Source organism: Streptacidiphilus jiangxiensis, from assembly GCF_900109465.1.
Lineage (GTDB): Bacteria > Actinomycetota > Actinomycetes > Streptomycetales > Streptomycetaceae > Streptacidiphilus > Streptacidiphilus jiangxiensis.
In genome coordinates this window covers 194,542-212,145 of record NZ_FOAZ01000009.1, presented here as the reverse complement: position 1 = coordinate 212,145, position 17,604 = coordinate 194,542, and the positions used below count along the sequence as shown (strand labels likewise).

The window sequence follows — 17,604 nt, the reverse complement described above, 5'->3', positions numbered from 1 at the left end:
CCCCTCGCGCGGGGCCCGCAAACGCTCGGCTCGCCAACCGGCTCAGCTCGCCAACTCGGAGATGCTCTTGCCCACCAACCACAGGCCGACCAGCAGGGACAGCAGCACGATCGCCTGCTCCTGATGCCCTTCGATCCAGGTGCGCAGCGCCGTGAAGGCACGGGACGAGCGCTCGGGGGCGAACACCGTCCACAGCTCCATGACCAGCAGGCTCGCCGTGGCCAGCAGGCAGAACCCGCACAGCACCAGATAGTCGGCCAGGCCCGACAGGTGGGCCTCGGTGACGGTCGCCGCCCCGGCCGCGACCAGCCCCCAGGGCTGGAGCAGCACGGCCATCCCGGCCGCCGTCCACACCGAGGCCCGGTCCAGGCGGGCCATCCAGGCCGGCGAGCTGCGGGCAGGCCGAGGCCGGCGCAGCCGTCGTCGTCTTCGCTCGCCGTAGACGACCAGTCCGACGCCGATCGCCAGCTTGACGGCCACGGCCGCGACGGAGGGCGACGTGTGCGGCTTCAGCGGCTTGCCGCCGGTGATCGTGGTGACGACCACGATCACCAGCACCAGGCAGGCCAGCCAGGCGAGGATGAAGGCGAGGCCCTTGAGCAGCCCACGGTCGCCGGCGAGCACCAGGATGAAGGCCAGCACCGGGACCGGCTCCAGCGTGATCGCGAGACCGATCAGGGTCAGGTCGAGGACCATGAGCGCCTCCGGGGTTCCTCGGGCCCTTGGTTCCATGGAACCCGGGCGGTCCCGAAAGGGCGACCCGGCGGAGCGGACGGTCCGCAGTCGCGGCGCGGCGGGTACGCGGGGAGAGTGGGAGGAGCGCGGCCGGTGGCGGGGCCGCGGACCCGCCCCGAGGGGACCGAGGGGAAGGAGACCGGATGACGCGCCCGTCCGTTCGGGCCTCGCCCCGTCGGCGCGCCACGGCCACGCGCCACGCGATCCGCGGGCCGAGGCCGACGCGGGCCCTCGACGCCGAGAGCACCCCGGCCCGACAGCGGATCCCGCTCGGACTGCAGGTTGCGGCCGGGTGGGCGTGGCGGCTGCTGGTGCTCGGCACGCTCGCCTACGTGCTGTACCGGCTGCTGGCGCGGTTCCAGCCGGTCGCGATCGCGGTCTTCCTCGGGCTGGTCGTCGCGGCGGTGCTGCGCCCGCTGGCGGACCGTCTGAACCAGTTCATGCCCAGGCCGCTGGCCGTCGTTGCCGCCTACGTGCTCTGCCTGCTGTTCATCGCCGGGGCGGGCGCGCTGACGGGCTTCCTGGTGGCGGGCGAGTCCGGACACGTGGCCACGCAGTTCGACTCCGGGGTGGACCGGCTGAAGGTCTGGCTCGAGGGCCGGCCGTTCCACGTGCACCCGTCCGCCCTGACGGACCTGCAGCACAAGGTGTCGTCGTTCGTCTCGTCCCACCGGTCCACGCTCATCCAGAACGCCGTCAGCGGCGCCACGCAGGTGGTGGAGGCGCTGACCGTGGCCGCGCTGGGCCTGTTCTGCTCGGTGTTCTTCGTCCACTCGGGCGAGCGGATGTGGTCGTGGACCCGCGACCAGCTCCCGGCGAGCGGTCGCGTCCGGTGGGACCGGGCCGGGCGCGCGGCGTGGCGGACGTTCGCCGGCTACATCCGCGGCATCATCCTGGTGGCCGCGACCAACGCCATTCTGGTCGGCATCGCCCTGTTCGTGCTGCGGGTGCCGTTCGCCCTGCCGCTGGCGGTGCTGGAGTTCCTGGCGGCGTTCGTGCCGCTGATCGGCTCCCCGTTCGCGCTGGCCGTCGCCAGCGTGGTCGCGCTCGCGGCGCGCGGACCGGTGACGGCGCTGATCGTGCTCGCGCTGATCGTGGTGATCGGACAGATCGAGGGCCACCTGCTGCATCCGCTGATCATGAGCTGGGCGGTGTCGCTGCACCCGGTCGTCGTCGCGGTGTCCGTCATCACCGGCACGCTCGCGCTCGGCTTCGTCGGCGCGGTCATCGCCGTTCCCGCCGTCTCCGTCGCCTGGGCCGTCATCCAGGCGCTGCGCGAGCCCGTCCTCCCTTGACGGACCACGCCGTGACCACGGCGCCGTCCGGCTGACCTGGGCCTCGGCCGCGCCGGGCGGCGTACCGCGCGGTAGCGTGGAGGGACGGCGGACCTGGTCGTCTCCGACGGTCCGTGACAGCCCGCGAGGGCTGGAAGGAGGGTTCCCATGGGCGCGGCACCGGAGATCCTGCAGGAGGCGGAACTGACGCCGCAGGAGGCGCGGGAGAGCGATCAGGAGTGGTTTCTCGACGCCGAGAGCGGGGAGCTGAGGCCGGAGGAGAACCCCGACGGCGAGCCGGAGGACCTGCCCCGCCCGATCCGGGTGGCCCGCTGGATCTTCGATTGACCGGCCTGGACCAGGACCGTGTCTGGGCGCGGCACCGGCCCCTGACGGGCGCGGTCCTCGTCGTCGGCGCGGGGGCCGTCGGCGGCTTCCTGGCCGAGGAGTTGGCCCGGATCGGCTTCAGCCCGCTGGTGCTGGTCGACCCGGAGCGGCTGGCGGTGGAGAACCTCCTGCGGCATCCGCTCGGCGCCCCGGCGTTGGACCGACCCAAGGCCCCCGCCCTGGCGGCGAAGATCCGCACCGACTTCCCGCCCTGCGCGGCGACCGGCCTGCAGGCCGACTTCACCGCGCTGCCCGCCGACGAGCGACGCGCGCTGGTCGCGAGCGCCGACGTGGTCGTGGCGGCCACCGACTCGGCGGACTGCCAGCACGCCGTGAACCTCGTGGCCCTTCAGACCGGGACGCCCGCCGTCTTCCCCGGCGTGTGGGTGGACCCGCGGATCCGGGACGCGGAGGTCGGCGAGATCCTGTGGGTGGACCCGCAGCGCCCCACCCCCTGCTACGCGTGCGCGGCGGCGTTCCGGCGCGGCGCCGCCGACGCCCAGGCGGCGCGCGGCGCCCGGGTCGACATCCAGCTCGTCGCCCTGGCCACCGCCCAGGTCGTGACGGCGCTCGCGCATGCGGAGGACGACCACGCGGCGATCCTCGACCCCGAGCGCACCGCGATCTACCTGCACGGGTTCACGCCGACCTCCGCCGGCGTCCGGGCCACCTTCCCGTTGCCGGGCCTGAGCAGCCGCCCGGTTCGGGTCCCGTTCCCCACGCGGCCGTGCCCCGCCTGCCGGCGCAGCCGCTTCCCCTCCCTCGGCCCGGTCGGCGACCTCCCCGCGACCGCGCCCGGCAAGCTGGCCGTGGGCATCGCACTCGCCGCGCTGACCGTGGCGGTCGTCGTGCTGCTCGTGTCGGCCGCGTTCGGACACGGATGAGCGGCTGAGTCGGTCGCCGGCGAACGGGCCGTTCCCACCGTCTGGACAGCGGTCCGGAGGCACGGGATCCTCTTGGGAGCGCTCCCGCGCGCCGGTTCCCCCCGAACAGCGCGGGAGCCGCTGCACGCCCCCACCGCCTCGGACCGCGCGCCGCAGGGGAGCGCGCGGCCCGAGGCGGGCGGGCAGGCATGCCGCGCGGGGAACTGGGTACAGACCATCACCCGTACCCTGATCCAAGCCCAGGAAAGGCAGCCCCGCGACCATGCGACTCGTCCTCATCGGCCCGCCCGGCGCAGGCAAGGGAACCCAGGCGGCCCTGCTCAGCGCGAAGCTCGGCGTCCCCCACATCTCCACCGGCGAGCTGTTCCGCGACCACGGAGACCGGGACACACCCCTCGGCCGCGACGCCCGGCGCTTCGTTGCCGCCGGCGAACTGGTCCCGGACTCCGTCACGGTGGAGATGGTCCGGCTCCGGCTCCGCGAACCGGACACCGAGGCGGGCTTCGTCCTCGACGGCTTCCCCCGGACGGTCCGCCAGGCCGACGAGCTGACGCTGCTGCTGGGGGCGGGCGGGCACCGGCTCGACGCCGTGGTCGAGTTCACCGCGCCCGAGCAGGTCCTGGTGGACCGGCTGCTGGGCCGCGGCCGGCCCGACGACACCGAGGACGTCATCCGCAACCGCCAACACGTCTACCACCGCGACACCGCGCCGCTGTTGGCCTACTACGCCGACCTCCTGCTCTCGGTCGAGGCGGTGGGACCCGTCGAGCGGATCGCCGCGGAGGTGCTCGCCGCCCTGCCCGCGCAGACCCCGTGACCGGCGCGCCCCCGGCCCCGGGTGGCGCTGGAGCTTGCCGCGTCCCGGATCATCCGGCGGTGGTCACGCGTCCGGCGGTCCGAGCCAGCGGGCCTTGTACAGGCCGGTGCCCGGGAGGTGCAGTTCGGCGTCCGGGGCGTGCAGGCGCAGCACGCTGGTGCACCAGGTGCACGGGTTGCCGGGTTCGGGGCGGGTGGTGAGGATCCGGCCGGTGTACGGGTCGTCGCCGACGCTCTTGGTGTCCGGGGTGTCCACGTCGCCCTGCTCGGGGTAGCCGACGAAGGAGGCGGTCGCGGTGTCGAACTGCAGGACCTGTTCGACCGTGGTCACCCAGAGCCGTCCGCGTGAGGCTGCGACATGGTCGAGGTCGTGGCCGGTCGGCGTCGGCAGGGCGACGCGGGCCGCCGTCTCCAACGTCGGCGCCGCGGTCGTGCCCCCGACCGTGAGGGCGACCAACTGCCGGGCCCCGAGCGCCCACAGCACGCCGTGCGCCGCGTCCCAGCACAGCCCGCGTGCCCCGGGCAGGGCGAGCGACGCGAACCGGTCACCGCGCGGCCCGCACGCGGCCGGGTAGACGCGGACCTCGCCGGGTTCACTGCCGGCGACGGCGACGTCGCCGTCGGGCAGCAGTTCGAGGGTGTGCACGTTGACGTCGCGGGCCACCGCGGCCCAACGCACCCGCCCGGTGGGATGGTCGACCGCCAGGGCCAGCCCCTCCGACGCTCCGCACAGCAGCAGGCGCCGACCGTCCACGGTGCGTGGCTTGGCCTCGCTGACGTTGCGCCAGGTGACCGGCGGGTCGAGGTCACCGAGCTCGGGCGCGAGCAGCGGCGACCAGGTCCACCGCAGACAGGCGAGGACCGCCGCCGGTGCGGCGTCGGGAGTGCCGGGGGCCCGGACCGGGTCGACGACCAGGATGCGGGAGCCGACCTGGTCGCCGGTGACGATCCGGCTGCCGTCGACGGGTCCGGTGTCCGCCGCGGCCAAGGCGGCCGGGACGGCCGGTGCCAGCGCCCCGACGAGGGAGACCGCCGCACCGGACAGGAGCTGCCGCCGGGTCAGGACGCGGTCCGCCCGTGGCGGGCGCTCGCGCATGCCGACTCCCCTCCCTGCGTCCGCCACGGTCCGCCCCCGACCGTACGCGCGGCCGCGTGGCCCGCCAGTGAGCGGCGGGACGACTCACGCGCAGATCACCGGACCGGCCCACCCGTACCTGGTGTGCCCGCTCCCCATGGCAGGATCGTTGACCGCGAAGCCAGGTGGGTAGGGTCATCGGGTGATCGAACTGCTGCTGGTCGCCGCAGCGCTCGGCCTGTCGAACTTCGCGGCCGCCATCGGGATCGGCATGTCCGGCGTGGACCGGCGTACGCGGTGGCGGACCGGCGTCGTCTTCGGCCTGTTCGAGACAGCGATGCCGATCGTGGGGCTCGCGCTCGGCCACGCGGTGGCCGACTCCCTCGGCCACGTCACCCGCTGGATCGGCGCGGGCCTGCTGATCGCGACCGGCGCCTACGCCCTGTGGCAGGCACGCGGCGGCCCGGAGCAGTCGGCGAGCAGCGCGGTCGGGTTCGGGCAGTCGTGGGGCCGCCTGCTGGTGTCCGGGCTGGCGCTGAGCGTGGACAACCTGGCCGTCGGTTTCTCGCTCGGCTCCTACCGCGTCGGCCTGCTGACGGCGGCCCTGGTGATCGGGGCCGTCAGCGTCGCGCTGACGCTGCTCGGCCTCGAGCTCGGCGGCCGGCTCGGCGCGGTGGCCGGGCAGCGGGGCGAGCTCCTGGGCGGGGCGATCCTCGTCGGCGTCGGCGTCGCCGTGGCGGCGGGCGCACTCTGAGGCGACGCCGCATCGGTGAGGCAGGTAACGCGGAGGTCACCTCCCCTAGCCTCGTCGGGTGACGATCAACAGCCCCGGCTCCCCGCCCGCCGCCGAGCAGGGCCCCAACCGCCTCGCGCCGACCCGGTTCGTGCTCGCCTTCGGCGTCGTCAGCATGCTCGCCGACTTCGTCTACGAGGGTGCCCGCTCGGTCACCGGCCCCTACCTGGCCACCTTCGGCGCCTCCGCCGCGCTCGTCGGGTTCGTGACGGGGTTCGGCGAGGCCGTCGCGCTCGTCCTCCGGCTGCTGACCGGCCCGCTGGCCGACCGCACCCGCGGCCACTGGGCGCAGTCCATCACCGGCTACGCGATCACCATCGTGGCGGTGCCGCTGCTCGCGGTCACCCAGGCGCTGTGGCCGGCCGCCGCGCTGGTCGTTGCCGAGCGGTTCGGCAAGGCCGTGCGCACCCCGGCCCGCGACACGATGCTCGCGCAGGCCAGCACCGAGGGCGGGCGTGGCCGGGCGTTCGCGCTGCACGAGGCGCTGGACCAGTCCGGGGCGCTGCTGGGACCGCTGCTGGTCGCCGCGATGATCGCCGTCTCCGGGTACCGACTGGGCTTCGCCGTCCTGGCCGTGCCCGGCGCCCTGGCGTTGCTCACCCTGGCGTGGCTGCGCCGCGCGGTCCCCCGGCCGGAGGCGTACGAGAAGCCCCACCCGGCCGCGCGGGCCGACCAGCAATCCTCGGCACGACCGACGTCGGCGGCGCTGCCGGGACGCTTCTGGCTCTACGCGGCCTTCACCGCCACCTCCATGGCCGGATTCGCCACCTTCGGCGTCCTCGGCTACCACCTGCAGACCCGCCACGTCGTGCCCGTGGCGGTGATCCCCGTCGTCTACGCCGCCGCCATGGGTGCCGCGGCGCTCGCCGCGCTGGCCTCGGGACATCTCTACGACCGTGTCGGGCTGCGCGGCCTCGTCGTCGCGCTGCCCCTGTCCGCCGCCGTCCCGCTGCTGTCGTTCTCGACCCGCCCGGCCCTGGTGTGGGTCGGGGCGGTCGTGTGGGGCGCGGCGATGGGCATCCACGAGTCGACCCTGCGGGCGGCCGTGGCGGACCTGGTCCCCGCGCACCGACGCGGCACCGGCTACGGCGTCTTCACCGCCGTCTACGGCCTGGCCTGGCTGGCGGGCTCCACCCTGATCGGCGCCCTGTACAGCCACTCGATCACGGCCGTGGTCGTCTTCACCGCGATCACCCAGGCGGTGGCGCTGGTGCTGTTCGTCCCCCTCGCGCGCCAGGGCGTACGGCCTCCCACCGACGGCTGAGCCCCACCCGCCACCCGGCCCCTTCCGCGCGACACGGGCCGCGCCGCGGGCAACCCTGGAAAGGGGCAGCCCCGGAAGGCGGACCGCATGGAGACCAAGTGGTGGACGCTCGTCGCGGTGTGCGTCGGCACGTTCATGCTGCTGCTGGACGTGACGATCGTGGTGGTGGCGCTGCCGGACATCCAGCGCGCCCTGCACGCGAGCTTCAGCGACGTCCAGTGGGTGGTCGACGCCTATGCGCTCGCGCTCGCCTCGTTCCTGCTCACCTCCGGTGTGCTGGCGGACCGGTACGGGCGCAGGCTGCTGTTCCTGATCGGGCTGGTCGTGTTCACCGCCGGGTCGCTGCTGTGCGGTCTGGCGCAGTCGTCGCTGATGCTGATCCTGTCCCGGGCGGGCCAGGGCGTCGGCGGGGCGATCATGTTCGCCACCTCGCTGGCGCTGCTCGGCCACAGCTTCCGGGGTCGTGACCGGGGCGTCGCCTTCGGGGTGTGGGGGGCGATCACGGGCGCGGCCGTGTCGCTCGGCCCGATCCTCGGGGGCCTGATCACCACCGGCATCAGTTGGCGCGGCATCTTCCTGGTCAACGTGCCCATCGGGATCGCGGCGCTGGCCGTCACCCGCTGGCGGGTGGAGGAGTCGCGCGCCGCGCATCCCGGACGGCTGGACGTCCTCGGCTTCGTGCTGCTGACGTTCGGCCTGGTGGGCCTGGTCTACGGGCTGATCCGGGCCGGGGAGACCTCGTGGAGCGACACCGGGGCGATCACCGCCCTGGCGGTCGGCACGGCGCTGCTGGTGGGCTTCGTCGTCGCCGAAGGCACCGTCAAGGACCCGATGTTCGACCTCGGCCTGTTCCGCAAGCCGACCTTCGTCGGCGGCCTGTGCGCGGCGTTCGCCATGAACGGCTCGCTCTTCGCGATGCTGCTCTACCTGGTCCTCTACCTCCAGGACGTGCTGGGCTACTCGGCGCTGGCCACCGGTGCGCGTCTGCTGGTCAACAGCGGCGCGCTGCTGGTCGCGGCGACGGTGGCGGGCCGGCTGAGCGAACGGGTGTCGCCACGGTGGCTGATCGGGCCCGGACTGCTCGCGGTGGGCGCGGGCCTGCTGCTGATGACCGGCCTGAACGGGGACAGCACCTGGACGGACCTCATCCCCGGATTCATCGTCTCCGGGCTCGGCGCCGGCTTCGTCAACCCGCCGCTCGCCTCCACCGCGATCGGCGTGGTCGAGCCGGAACGGGCGGGCATGGCCTCCGGCATCAACTCCACCTTCCGCCAGATCGGCCTGGCCACCAGCATCGCCGCCCTCGGCTCGATCTTCGCCACGTCGCTGCGCAGCCGGCTCGGGGACGCTCTGTCCGGCACCCCGCTCGCCGCCCACGCGGGCCAGATCCTGGCCGCCGTCCGCCAGGGCCAGGTCGGGGCGGGCAGTACCGCCGTGCCGGCGGCGCTGCGCGGGGAGGTGCAGAGCGCCATCCGGTCGAGCTTCGCGGGGGCGCTCAACGTCCTGCTGGTGGTCACCGCGGTCCTCGCGCTGGTCGGCGGCGTGGCGTCCGCGCTGCTGATCCGCGACAAGGACTTCATCCACCGGCGCTGAGCCGGGACCGCGACTCAGGCGGAGGGTCGTATCGCGAAACCCTCCCGTTCCAGCAGCCTGATCACGTCAGACAGCCCGAGTTCCCGCGCCTCGTGGGCGTCCCCGTGCACCGTGCTGCGCACGAAGCCCCCACCCGGTGCGAAGTACACCCGGGCCACCCACTCGCCACGCCGTAAGAAGAGCAGTCCCCGCGGCTGCCAGTCCACCTGCCAGCCGAACAGCCGGGCGGTCGAGTGCACGTAGTGCGCGTCGTCCCCGAGTTGGATCGCCATGCCTGAATGCTCAGCCGCGGGCGACCCGCGCGTCAGGGCGCGCGACCGGCGCGCAGAAGGCTTCACACCGGCGCACGGGAGTGTCCTGCGCGCCTTTGGCGCCGAGCGCGGCTGCGGAAAACGGATGGGGCCGATCGCCAGAGGGACATACAGGGAACGCAGAGCTCCATCCGTCCAGCGCACGGCTCGGCGATTAGGCGGACATCCCGGCGTTGCCGGGCCTACATTCCACACACAGCCAGGAGCCGAGTGCCCGTTCCCTCGGTCCGACCCGGCCCCCGACAGGTGAGGGAACATGGATCGCCGAAACCGAGCCCAGGGCACTGGCATGCACCTGCTCGAACTCGCGGCGGCGGCCCGACTGCGTCGGCTGCAGGCGCCCACCCCGGGGGTCCCCGGGGCCGTCGACGTGGCCGTGGTCACGGTCGGGGCGGACGTGCGGACCCATCGGCTCGCGCTGACGGCGATCAGCGCGACCCGCGCGGACTGCGCCCGTCCCGTCGTCCGACTGCACGCCGCAGCCCGGGACGCGGACGGCACGGCCGACGTCGTCGACTGGGCGGAGCTGGCCACAGAGCTCGACCACCTGCACGCGCTCGGGCTGCCGGGCGACTGCCCGGTGCAGGTCACCGTCGAGTGCCAGGTCAGCGACCGCTGTGAGGGCGTCCGCCTGCTCGGTGTCGCCGAACAGCCGAACCCCGCGCTGATCTGCCTGCGACAGTCGCGCAACGCCGGACGCGACTGGCCCGCCTGTCGGCACGGCGACCGTCGGCCGCACCGTCCGCCGCAGCCCAGCCTGCCGCACGCGACCGGCACCGGCGCGCCCTTCGCCGGCCTGCTGGAGGTCGCCGCCGACCCGGCCCTCGCCGACCCCGCGCTCCCCGGCCCAGGCGCCGCCGCCGCACCGTCACCTGACACGCCGCCCAACCCCGTCCAGGCCGACGTCGTGACGCGCATGCTGGCACGCCTGCCGCGCGACTGGTCCACCCTCGAGGACGAGGCCGGCTACCTGGCGGCACTGCGCCGCCTCAACCGCGCGGTCGCCGAGGTGGCGTCGCTGGCAGGCGTCGAAGCCCCCGCCGCGCTCCGGCTCCCCGGGGCCCGGTACGTCGACGTGCCCGCCGTCGCGCGCGGCCTGGCCCGCGCGCAGCGGGTGAACCTCCGCGCGCACGGCGCGCGCGACCGTGCTCACTGGCGTGCCGTCCGGGGTGAACTCACGCTGGTGACAGCATGTTTCAAGGACGGTCCGCTGTTGCGACTGCCGCGGCGCCGACCTGTCACCACTTGACGGTAGGTCACCCCACGAAGATCATCTAATCTGGCGCCGTGTCCACGCCACCACGAGGCGGGACGAAACCGGCGCCCGCCGCGGGCGGTTGGTCGAGGGGGTCGCATGCGGTCACTGCGCGGCGAGCGGGTCTCCTTCGACACCCACGACCTCGACGAGGCCGCCGGGGTCCTCGGTCGGTTCTACGACGTGCGCGGACTGCGGTCCCTGGACGACCGGACGGGCTTCCGCGCCTGCTTCGACAACGCGGAGCTGGAGACCGGCACGATGCTCGTCCGCGCCCGGACCTGGTCCGACGTGTCCGTCGTGGCCGAACTCGGCATCATCAGCGTGGACGTGTCCGTTCGCGGCAGCATCCGCTGGGAGCACGCCGGAACGGCCGGGGAGACCGGAGGCGGGCACGGCCTGGTCATGCAGGAGGGCACCCCGGTCACCATGCGCCGGTGGTCCTCCGGGGAGATCGCCGCCCTGGTGACCTCCCGCGAACGACTGGAACGCCACCTGGAACACCTGCTCGACCGGACTCCGACGCGCCCGCTGCGCCTCGGGCCGCGGCTCGACCTCGGCCAGGGCCCCGGCCGCTCCTGGGCCGGGCTGCTCACCGACGCGGTCGGCGACCTCACCGGTCCCGGGCCGGGCCTGTGGGCCAGCCCGCTGCTCCGCCCCCAGTTGCTCGAAGCACTGCTCACCGGTCTCCTGCTGAGCTCCGAACACCCGTGGCGGGAGAGCCTGCTGACCTCGACGCCGACCACGCCGCCACGCCTGGTGGTCCAGGCCGTCGACGCCGTGCGCGCCGACCCCGCCCACCCGTGGACCACCGCCGAGTTGGCGGCTCTGGTCAGCATCGGGCCGCGCGCCCTGCAGGCCGCCTTCCGCCGCCACCTCGGCCGCACCCCGACCGCCTTCCTGCGCGACGTGCGCCTCGAGCGCGCCCACGCCGACCTGCAGGCCGCCGACCCCACCGTCACCGGCGTAGCGGAGATCGCCGAGCGTTGGGGGTTCACCCACCAGCCGCGCTTCGCCGCCGCCTACCGCCGCCGCTACCACCGCAACCCCTCCGAGACGCTCCGCGGCCGCTGACGGACGCGGCGGTGGCCCGGCAGCGGCGGGGCGGCGCAGACTGGTGGGGTGGGTCGGCTCGGGTGCCCGGTGGTGTGCGGGCGCGACGCGGAGCTGGAGGTGCTGCGCGGGGCGCTGGACGAGGCGTCGGCCGGGCGCGGGGGGCTGGTGTGGCTGGTCGGCCGGCCGGGGATCGGCAAAACACGGCTGGCCCGCGAGCTCGCGGGCCTCGCCGACGGCCGGCACGTCCCGGTCACGGTGGGCCGCGCCGCACCCGAGGGCGCGAACGTGCCCTTCCTGCCGCTGACCCAGGCGCTGCTGCCGGTCCTCGACCGTGGCCCGGCCCCCACCGTGGCCGAGGCGGAGACCTGGCAGGCCGCTCTTGCCGCCGTGCTGCCGGACGCCAACGGTAAGGCCGTCTCCGCCGTCGCCGGGGGCGAGATCTCCGCGCCCGTCCGGGCGGCGGCGCTGACGCGCCTGGTGCGGCGACTGGCCGAGCCCCTCGGGCTGCTGGTCGTGCTGGAGGATCTGCACTGGGTGGACCCGGACACCCTCGCCGTGCTGGACCTGCTCGCGGACACCGAACGCGGCGGAAGGGCCCTGTGGCTGCTCACCGCACGGGACGGCGAGGGCGCCGCGGCGGACCTGGCCCGCCGGTGCCACGACCGGCGCGGCGTCGACGCGACCGTGGCCCTGGACCGTCTGGGCGACGAGGACGTCGCCCGCATGGCGCGGGCCTGCGACCCACAGGTCGACGACGACCGCCTCACCCGCGTGTGCCGGGGCGCGGAGGGCGTCCCGTTCCTGGTCGAGGAGTTGCTGGCCGGGCCCGGTGTGCCGGAGTCCTTCGCCGCGACCGTGCGCGCGCGCACGGCCCGGCTCGCCCCGTCGACGCGCCTGGTCCTGAACGCCGCCGCGGTGCTCGGGCGCCGCTTCGACTGGGAGCTGCTTCCTCGGATCACCGCGCTGCCCCGCGAGACCGTGTCGGCGTCGTTGGCGGAGGGCACCGCCTGCGGGCTGCTGGCCGTGAACGGCGCCGCGTTCGAGTTCCGCCACGCCCTCACCCGCGACGCCCTGCTCGCCGACCTGCTCCCACCAGCGCGCGAACCGCTGGCAGCGGCCGCACTCGCCGCGCTCACCGAGGCCCACCCCGACCTGGGGGCGCACTGGCGCGACCTCGCCGCCGAGCTGGCGTCGCAGGCCGGTGACGTCGCGCGGGCCGGCGCGCTGCTGGCGCAGTCGGGTCGCGCCGCCCTGGACCGCGGCGCCCTGGACACCGCGGTCGGGACACTGCGTGCGGCCCGTGCCCTGCTTGTCGACACCGGTCAGGGCGCCGACACGGGACGGCTGCTGGTCCGCGCGCTCGCCCTGGCAGGACGCGTCGACGAGACGGTCGAGGCCGGCGAGCAACTGCTCCTGCAGCTCGGGCCCGACCGGGAGAGCGCCGCACTCCTGGCCGAGGTGACGCTGACGGTGGCGGGAGCCCTGGTGGCGGCGGCCCGCAGCGGGGAGGCCGGGCGCTGGCTGGAGCTGTCCGTGCCCGCCCGGGAGGAGGCGGGTGAGCCGGCCTGGGACGCGCGCGCCGGTGTACTGGCCTCCGAGCTCGCGCTCGCGGCCGACGACACGGTGACGGCACGACAGCTGGCGGGCGCGGCGCTGGACTCCGGGCACGCGGCTCCGGAGACCGCGTGCCAGGCGCACGAGGTGCTGGGCCGGATCGACCGTCCGGTGGACCTGGAGGCGGCCCGATGCTCCTTCCAGGAGGCGCTGACCGTCGCCACCGTCGCCAGGCTGCCGCTGTGGCGTCTCCGGGCCCTGCACGAGCTCGGCACCATCGAGCTCTACCGAACGGCCGGAACACGGCAGTTGGAGCAGGCGCACAGGACGGCGGTGGAGCTGGGCGCCCTGGGCACCGCGGCGGTCCTCGACATCCAGATCTGTGCGGGCCTGCAGTCGCGTTTCGAGCGCGGACGGGCCGACCTGCACGCCCGTCGGGCCCTGGACCTGAGCGAGCGTCTGGGCCTGTCGGCGATCCACGCGGCGGCCCTGTACTTCCTGGCCGAGATCCGTGCCTTCCGCTGCGAGCGCGACGAGATGGAGCGCTACCTCACGCTGCTCGCCGGGTCCGCGCCCGTCGAACCGGAGCTGGAGGCGGGCGCGTGGGCGGGCTGTCGCGGCATGCTGGCCCTGTTCACCGGCGCCTGGTCCGAAGCCGTCGCGGCGATGGACCGCGGCATGGCGCTGCTGCGTCCACTCCCCCGCGCCAACCCGGCGGAGTACCGGGCGATCTGGCCGCTGTTGCTGGCCGCGCTGGACGACCCGCGTGCGCCCGGCGCACTCGACGAGGCGCTGCGCTCGGACGTGCGGGTCGGCTTCGCCAACCGCGGACTCCTCGGCTACGCCGAAGCCGTGCTCTGCGGCCGCGCCGGAGCCGTCGGGCGCGCCGAGGAGCTGGTGCACACGGCCGACGCCGCCCTCGACGGCTTCCCCGTCTGGGGCGATCTCGCACGCCTCCTGGCTGTCGACCGCGCCCGGTCGGACGGTTGGGGACGACCGGAGGAGTGGCTGCATGCGGGGGAGAGCACCTTCACGCGGCTGGGGATGCCCGGCCTGGCCGCACACGGTGCCCCACCTGCGCACCCCGCCGCCCCGGGCGCGACGGAGCGGGAGCGCGAGGTGCTGGACCTGCTCACCACGGGCCTGTCCAACAAGGAGATCGCCGCCCGGCTCCGGCTCTCGCCGCGCACCGTCGAGAAGCACGTGGAGGGACTGCTGCGGAAGTCCGGCGCCCGCTCTCGCACCCAGCTGGTCGCCCGGGGGCTGGGCGGACCGGGTGGGGGAAACACGTAGGCGCGGACGGGAACGGACGGGTAGGACCACCGATGCGCGCCGCACACGTGCCGGGCGACGATCGCGCTATCGGAATCCGCGCCGAGGATTCCGCTGGGATCCCGAGGAGGAGCCCGTCATGACCACCGCACCGAGTGCCCCCACCACCGCAGCACCGGGCCGCCGCAGCATGGACGACCCGGACGAGCGCATGACCTTCGACCACGGACACGTCGACTTCGCCCGGTTCCCCGGCGCCCTCGTCGGCCGGGCCGTGTTCGAGCCCGGCTGGCGCTGGTCCGTCGACCTGAAGCCGCTCGCCGGAACCGACTCCTGCCAGATCGCCCACAACGGCTACATCGTCGCGGGCACGCTCCGGGTCCGCATGGACGACGGCGTCGAGACCGACTACGGCCCCGGCGACGCCTTCTCCGTCCCGCCCGGCCACGACGCCTGGGTCGTCGGCGACGAGCCCGTCATCGGCATCGACACCGCCACCGGGCTCGGCACCGGCGAGGGCCTGCAGGGCCGCTGCCCGTGCGGGGTCGAGTTCCGTGTCGCGCTCGCCGACGGCGAGGGCACGGACCACATCGTCGCCGCCGTCCACGCGCACGCCGCCGACTCCCACGGCACCGACCTCTCCCGCGAGCTGATCCTCGCCGAACTCACCGCGTACTGATCCGAGCGGCATGTCACATCCGTCCGGGCCGTCCTGTCCTCTCTGATGAGAGAGATCCCGCAGCGGAGAGGACCAGGACATGCGTATCGCGGTGGCAGGCGGAACCGGAGCCGTCGGACGGACGGTGGTGGAGGCCGCGCACGCGGCCGGGCACGAGACCGTCGTGCTGGCCCGGTCGGCCGGCGTCGACCTGCTCAGCGGCGACGGCCTCGACCCGGCGCTGAAGGGCGCGCAGGCCGTCATCGACGTGAGCAACGTGACGACCATGGGCGCCCGCAAGTCGGTGGCCTTCTTCGAGCAGGCCACCGGTCGCCTGCTGGAGGCCGGGCGGCGGGCCGGGGTCGGCCACCACGTCGCGCTGTCGATCGTCGGCTGCGACCGGGTCGACTTCGGCTACTACCTGGGCAAGCGCCGTCAGGAGGAGCTCGTGCTCGCGGACGGGGTTCCCGGCAGCGTGCTGCGGGCGACGCAGTTCCACGAGTTCGCGGCGCAGCTGCTGGAGCGCACCCGCGGACCCGTCGCCGTGGTGCCGGTGATGCGCGCCCAGCCGGTCGCGGCCCGGGAGGTCGCCGAGGCACTGGTCCGGCTCGCCGAGCAGGACCCCGTCGGCCCGGCCCCGGAACTGGCCGGGCCGCAGGAGGAGGACATGACGGTGCTCGTCCGCCGCGTCCTGCGCGCCCAGGGACGCCGCACCCCCGTCCTGCCGCTGCGCCTGCCGGGCGCGGCCGGCCGGGCCATGGCGGGCGACGGCCTGCTGCCCACCGGCCCGGGACAGCGCGGCACGGAGACCTTCGACGCATGGCTGGACCGCACCTACCGGAGCCGCTGACGCCACTCCCTGCCGCCTTGGGCGGCTCCCGGGGCGCCGCCCAGCGGAACGGTGAACCAGGTGGTCTTGCCCCCGTCGACCAGCCGGGTGCCCCAGTGCTCGGCGAGGGCCTCGACCAGCGTGAGGCCGCGGCCCGACTCCTCGTCCGCCTCGGCCAGGCGGGGGTGCGGCAGGCGGGGGCTGCGGTCGGTGACCTCGACGGCCAGCTCGGTGGGATGCCGGCGCATCTGCAGCCGGACGGGACCGCTGCCGTGCCGGACGGCGTTGGTGACCGTCTCGGACGTCAGCAGCTTGATGTCGTCGGCCAGGTGCGACTGGCCCCAGGAGACGAGCACCTTCTCGACGAAGGTGCGCGCCTCGGCGGCGGACGTGGGCACGGCGGGCAGGTCGAGCCCGGCGGCGGCGTCGGGGGCGGCGGGGACCTGGGCCAGCAGCAGGGTGACGTCGTCGTCGTACCCGGGCCCGGGCGGCAGCAGGGCGGTCAGGATGTGGTCGGCCGCCGCCTCCAGGTCACCCGTGTCGGGGGCGGTGTCGATGGTGTCCATGAGGATGTTCAGGCGGTCCTCGATGTCACAGCCCGGGGTCTCGATCAGGCCGTCCGTGTACAGGGCGATGACGGTGTGCGGGGACAGGACCGCCGAGGTCTGCTGGTGCGGGATGCCGCCGACCCCGAGCGGCGCGCTCACCGGGGCCGGCAGGATCCGGGCACGGTGGCCCGGGGCGGCGACCAGGACGGGGAGGTGCCCGGCCGAGCAGACGCACACCTCCCGCGTGTCGGGTGCGATGACGAGATAGCAGCAGGTGACGAGCTGGTCGGGGACGGGCAGGTCGCCGACGAAGGTTTCCAGGGACTGCATCAGGTCGCGCGGCTCCATGCCCGTGGTGGCCAGGGCGTGGGCGGCCGAGCGCAGCTGCCCCATCACCGCGGCCGCCTCCAGGCCCCGGCCCATGACGTCGCCGATGAGGATGCCGACCCGGCCGGCGCCCAGCGGGATCAGGTCGAACCAGTCTCCGCCGACGCCGGCGCCCTGGGTGGCGGGCCGGTAGCGGTGCGCCGCTGTGAGGCCCGGAATGGCGGGCGGGGTGCCCATCAGGCTGCGCTGGAGGGTGAGGGCGATGTGCCGCTGCTGCTCGTAGAGCACCGTCAGCTCGGCCTCGGCGGCCTTGCGGTCGCTGACGTCGCGGACCGCCGCCGAGAACAGCAGACCGTCGCTCGTCTCCAGCGGACTGAGGCTGATCTCGACGGGGAACTCGGTGCCGTCCTTGCGCAATCCGTGCAGGTCCAGCCCCGCCCCCATCGGCCGCACCTGTCGGTTGGCCGCGTAGTCGCTGCGGTGCCGGGCGTGGTGGGACCGGAACCGGCCCGGGATCAGCAGTTCGACCGGCCGCCCCAGCAGCTCCTGGCGCCGGTACCCGAACAGCGCCTCCGTCTGGGCGTTCACCAACGTGATCGCCCCGGTGTCGTCCACGATGACCATCGCGTCGGGGGCCGCCTCCAGCAACCCCCGGAACCGCTCCTCGCCGGCCGGCGAGGCGGCGTCGCTCTCCAGCGGGGCGATGGTCGGCCCCTGTCTTCTGCCCATGTCGACCCCAGCTGCCTCGTGCCGTACGACGTCCGGGCGCCAATCCCACCTCAATCGGACTATGCCGCATGACAGTTGCCACATATTGCCGCAACACGAGCGAACATGAGTCCGACCTGTCGGGAACGGACTGTTCCGGAACCGGCGCCGGCCCGGACGATCCCGACGTTCACCCGCCGACCGCCCCCGGTCCGGGCCGACCGGCCCTGAGGTGCGGCCCGGTCAGCCCTGCGCGTGAGCAGCC

16 protein-coding genes are annotated in these 17,604 nt (G+C 74.7%); 12 read left to right on the top strand and 4 right to left on the bottom strand.

What is annotated here, in order from left to right; genetic code table 11:
• Positions 1–42: 42 nt before the first annotated feature.
• Positions 43–696 carry a GAP family protein gene (locus BMY61_RS19200; protein WP_042445514.1) on the bottom strand — a complete coding sequence of 218 codons (654 nt, stop codon included), beginning with the start codon at positions 694–696 and terminating at the stop codon, positions 43–45.
• A 182-nt stretch (positions 697–878) separates the two neighbouring features.
• Here BMY61_RS19200 and BMY61_RS19195 point away from each other — a divergent pair, with 182 nt between their 5' ends.
• From BMY61_RS19195 to BMY61_RS19180, 4 genes are all read left to right on the top strand, one after another.
• Positions 879–2,030 (top strand): AI-2E family transporter, encoded by a 1,152-nt coding sequence (locus BMY61_RS19195; protein ID WP_082014911.1) that lies wholly within the window; start codon positions 879–881, stop codon positions 2,028–2,030.
• 147 nt (positions 2,031–2,177) lie between these two features.
• A complete protein-coding gene (locus BMY61_RS46300) occupies positions 2,178–2,357 on the top strand; it encodes a hypothetical protein (protein WP_042445511.1) in 180 nt (59 codons plus the stop codon).
• Complete coding sequence (locus tag BMY61_RS19185) at positions 2,354–3,280, top strand: HesA/MoeB/ThiF family protein (RefSeq protein WP_042445508.1); 927 nt, start codon at positions 2,354–2,356, stop codon at positions 3,278–3,280. The genes BMY61_RS46300 and BMY61_RS19185 overlap by 4 nt, the downstream gene beginning before the upstream one ends.
• Positions 3,281–3,542: 262 nt before the next feature.
• A complete protein-coding gene (locus BMY61_RS19180; protein ID WP_042445506.1) occupies positions 3,543–4,097 on the top strand; it encodes an adenylate kinase in 555 nt (184 codons plus the stop codon).
• A 63-nt stretch (positions 4,098–4,160) separates the two neighbouring features.
• Here BMY61_RS19180 and BMY61_RS19175 read toward each other — a convergent pair whose 3' ends face one another.
• On the bottom strand, positions 4,161–5,192 hold the full coding sequence (locus BMY61_RS19175; RefSeq protein WP_042445503.1) for a DUF6528 family protein: 1,032 nt from the start codon (positions 5,190–5,192) through the stop codon (positions 4,161–4,163).
• Positions 5,193–5,373: 181 nt separating this feature from the next.
• Between BMY61_RS19175 and BMY61_RS19170 the strand changes: the two genes are divergently transcribed.
• The 3 genes from BMY61_RS19170 (at position 5,374) to BMY61_RS19160 (ending at position 8,821) form a co-directional block, all read left to right on the top strand.
• Positions 5,374–5,925 carry a manganese efflux pump MntP gene (locus BMY61_RS19170; protein WP_042445499.1) on the top strand — a complete coding sequence of 184 codons (552 nt, stop codon included), beginning with the start codon at positions 5,374–5,376 and terminating at the stop codon, positions 5,923–5,925.
• Positions 5,926–5,983: 58 nt separating this feature from the next.
• Positions 5,984–7,228 carry an MFS transporter gene (locus BMY61_RS19165; RefSeq protein WP_236655950.1) on the top strand — a complete coding sequence of 415 codons (1,245 nt, stop codon included), beginning with the start codon at positions 5,984–5,986 and terminating at the stop codon, positions 7,226–7,228.
• Positions 7,229–7,315: 87 nt separating this feature from the next.
• Positions 7,316–8,821 (top strand): MFS transporter, encoded by a 1,506-nt coding sequence (locus BMY61_RS19160; protein ID WP_042445496.1) that lies wholly within the window; start codon positions 7,316–7,318, stop codon positions 8,819–8,821.
• Positions 8,822–8,835: 14 nt separating this feature from the next.
• Here the strand turns inward: BMY61_RS19160 and BMY61_RS19155 are convergent, their stop codons facing one another.
• The gene (locus tag BMY61_RS19155; protein ID WP_042445493.1) at positions 8,836–9,093 is read right to left on the bottom strand and encodes a hypothetical protein; all 258 of its coding nucleotides are present in this window, start codon (positions 9,091–9,093) and stop codon (positions 8,836–8,838) included.
• A 295-nt stretch (positions 9,094–9,388) separates the two neighbouring features.
• Here BMY61_RS19155 and BMY61_RS19150 point away from each other — a divergent pair, with 295 nt between their 5' ends.
• The 5 genes from BMY61_RS19150 to BMY61_RS19130 all read left to right on the top strand — a co-directional run bounded on the left by BMY61_RS19150 (position 9,389) and on the right by BMY61_RS19130 (position 15,777).
• Positions 9,389–10,381: a hypothetical protein gene (locus BMY61_RS19150; protein WP_143094431.1), complete on the top strand. Its 993-nt coding sequence runs from the start codon at positions 9,389–9,391 to the stop codon at positions 10,379–10,381.
• A gap of 105 nt (positions 10,382–10,486) precedes the next feature.
• Complete coding sequence (locus BMY61_RS19145; RefSeq protein ID WP_042445485.1) at positions 10,487–11,461, top strand: AraC family transcriptional regulator; 975 nt, start codon at positions 10,487–10,489, stop codon at positions 11,459–11,461.
• Between the two features lie 48 nt (positions 11,462–11,509).
• Complete coding sequence (locus tag BMY61_RS19140; protein ID WP_082014909.1) at positions 11,510–14,290, top strand: ATP-binding protein; 2,781 nt, start codon at positions 11,510–11,512, stop codon at positions 14,288–14,290.
• Positions 14,291–14,408: 118 nt separating this feature from the next.
• Positions 14,409–14,948, top strand: coding sequence for a cupin domain-containing protein (locus BMY61_RS48610; protein ID WP_063773220.1), 540 nt, complete (start codon positions 14,409–14,411; stop codon positions 14,946–14,948).
• A gap of 79 nt (positions 14,949–15,027) precedes the next feature.
• Positions 15,028–15,777, top strand: a complete 750-nt coding sequence (locus BMY61_RS19130; RefSeq protein WP_042445475.1) for an SDR family oxidoreductase — start codon at positions 15,028–15,030, stop codon at positions 15,775–15,777.
• Here the strand turns inward: BMY61_RS19130 and BMY61_RS19125 are convergent.
• Complete coding sequence (locus BMY61_RS19125) at positions 15,762–17,360, bottom strand: ATP-binding SpoIIE family protein phosphatase (RefSeq protein WP_075003972.1); 1,599 nt, start codon at positions 17,358–17,360, stop codon at positions 15,762–15,764. The genes BMY61_RS19130 and BMY61_RS19125 overlap by 16 nt on opposite strands.
• Between the last annotated feature and the right edge of the window lie 244 nt (positions 17,361–17,604).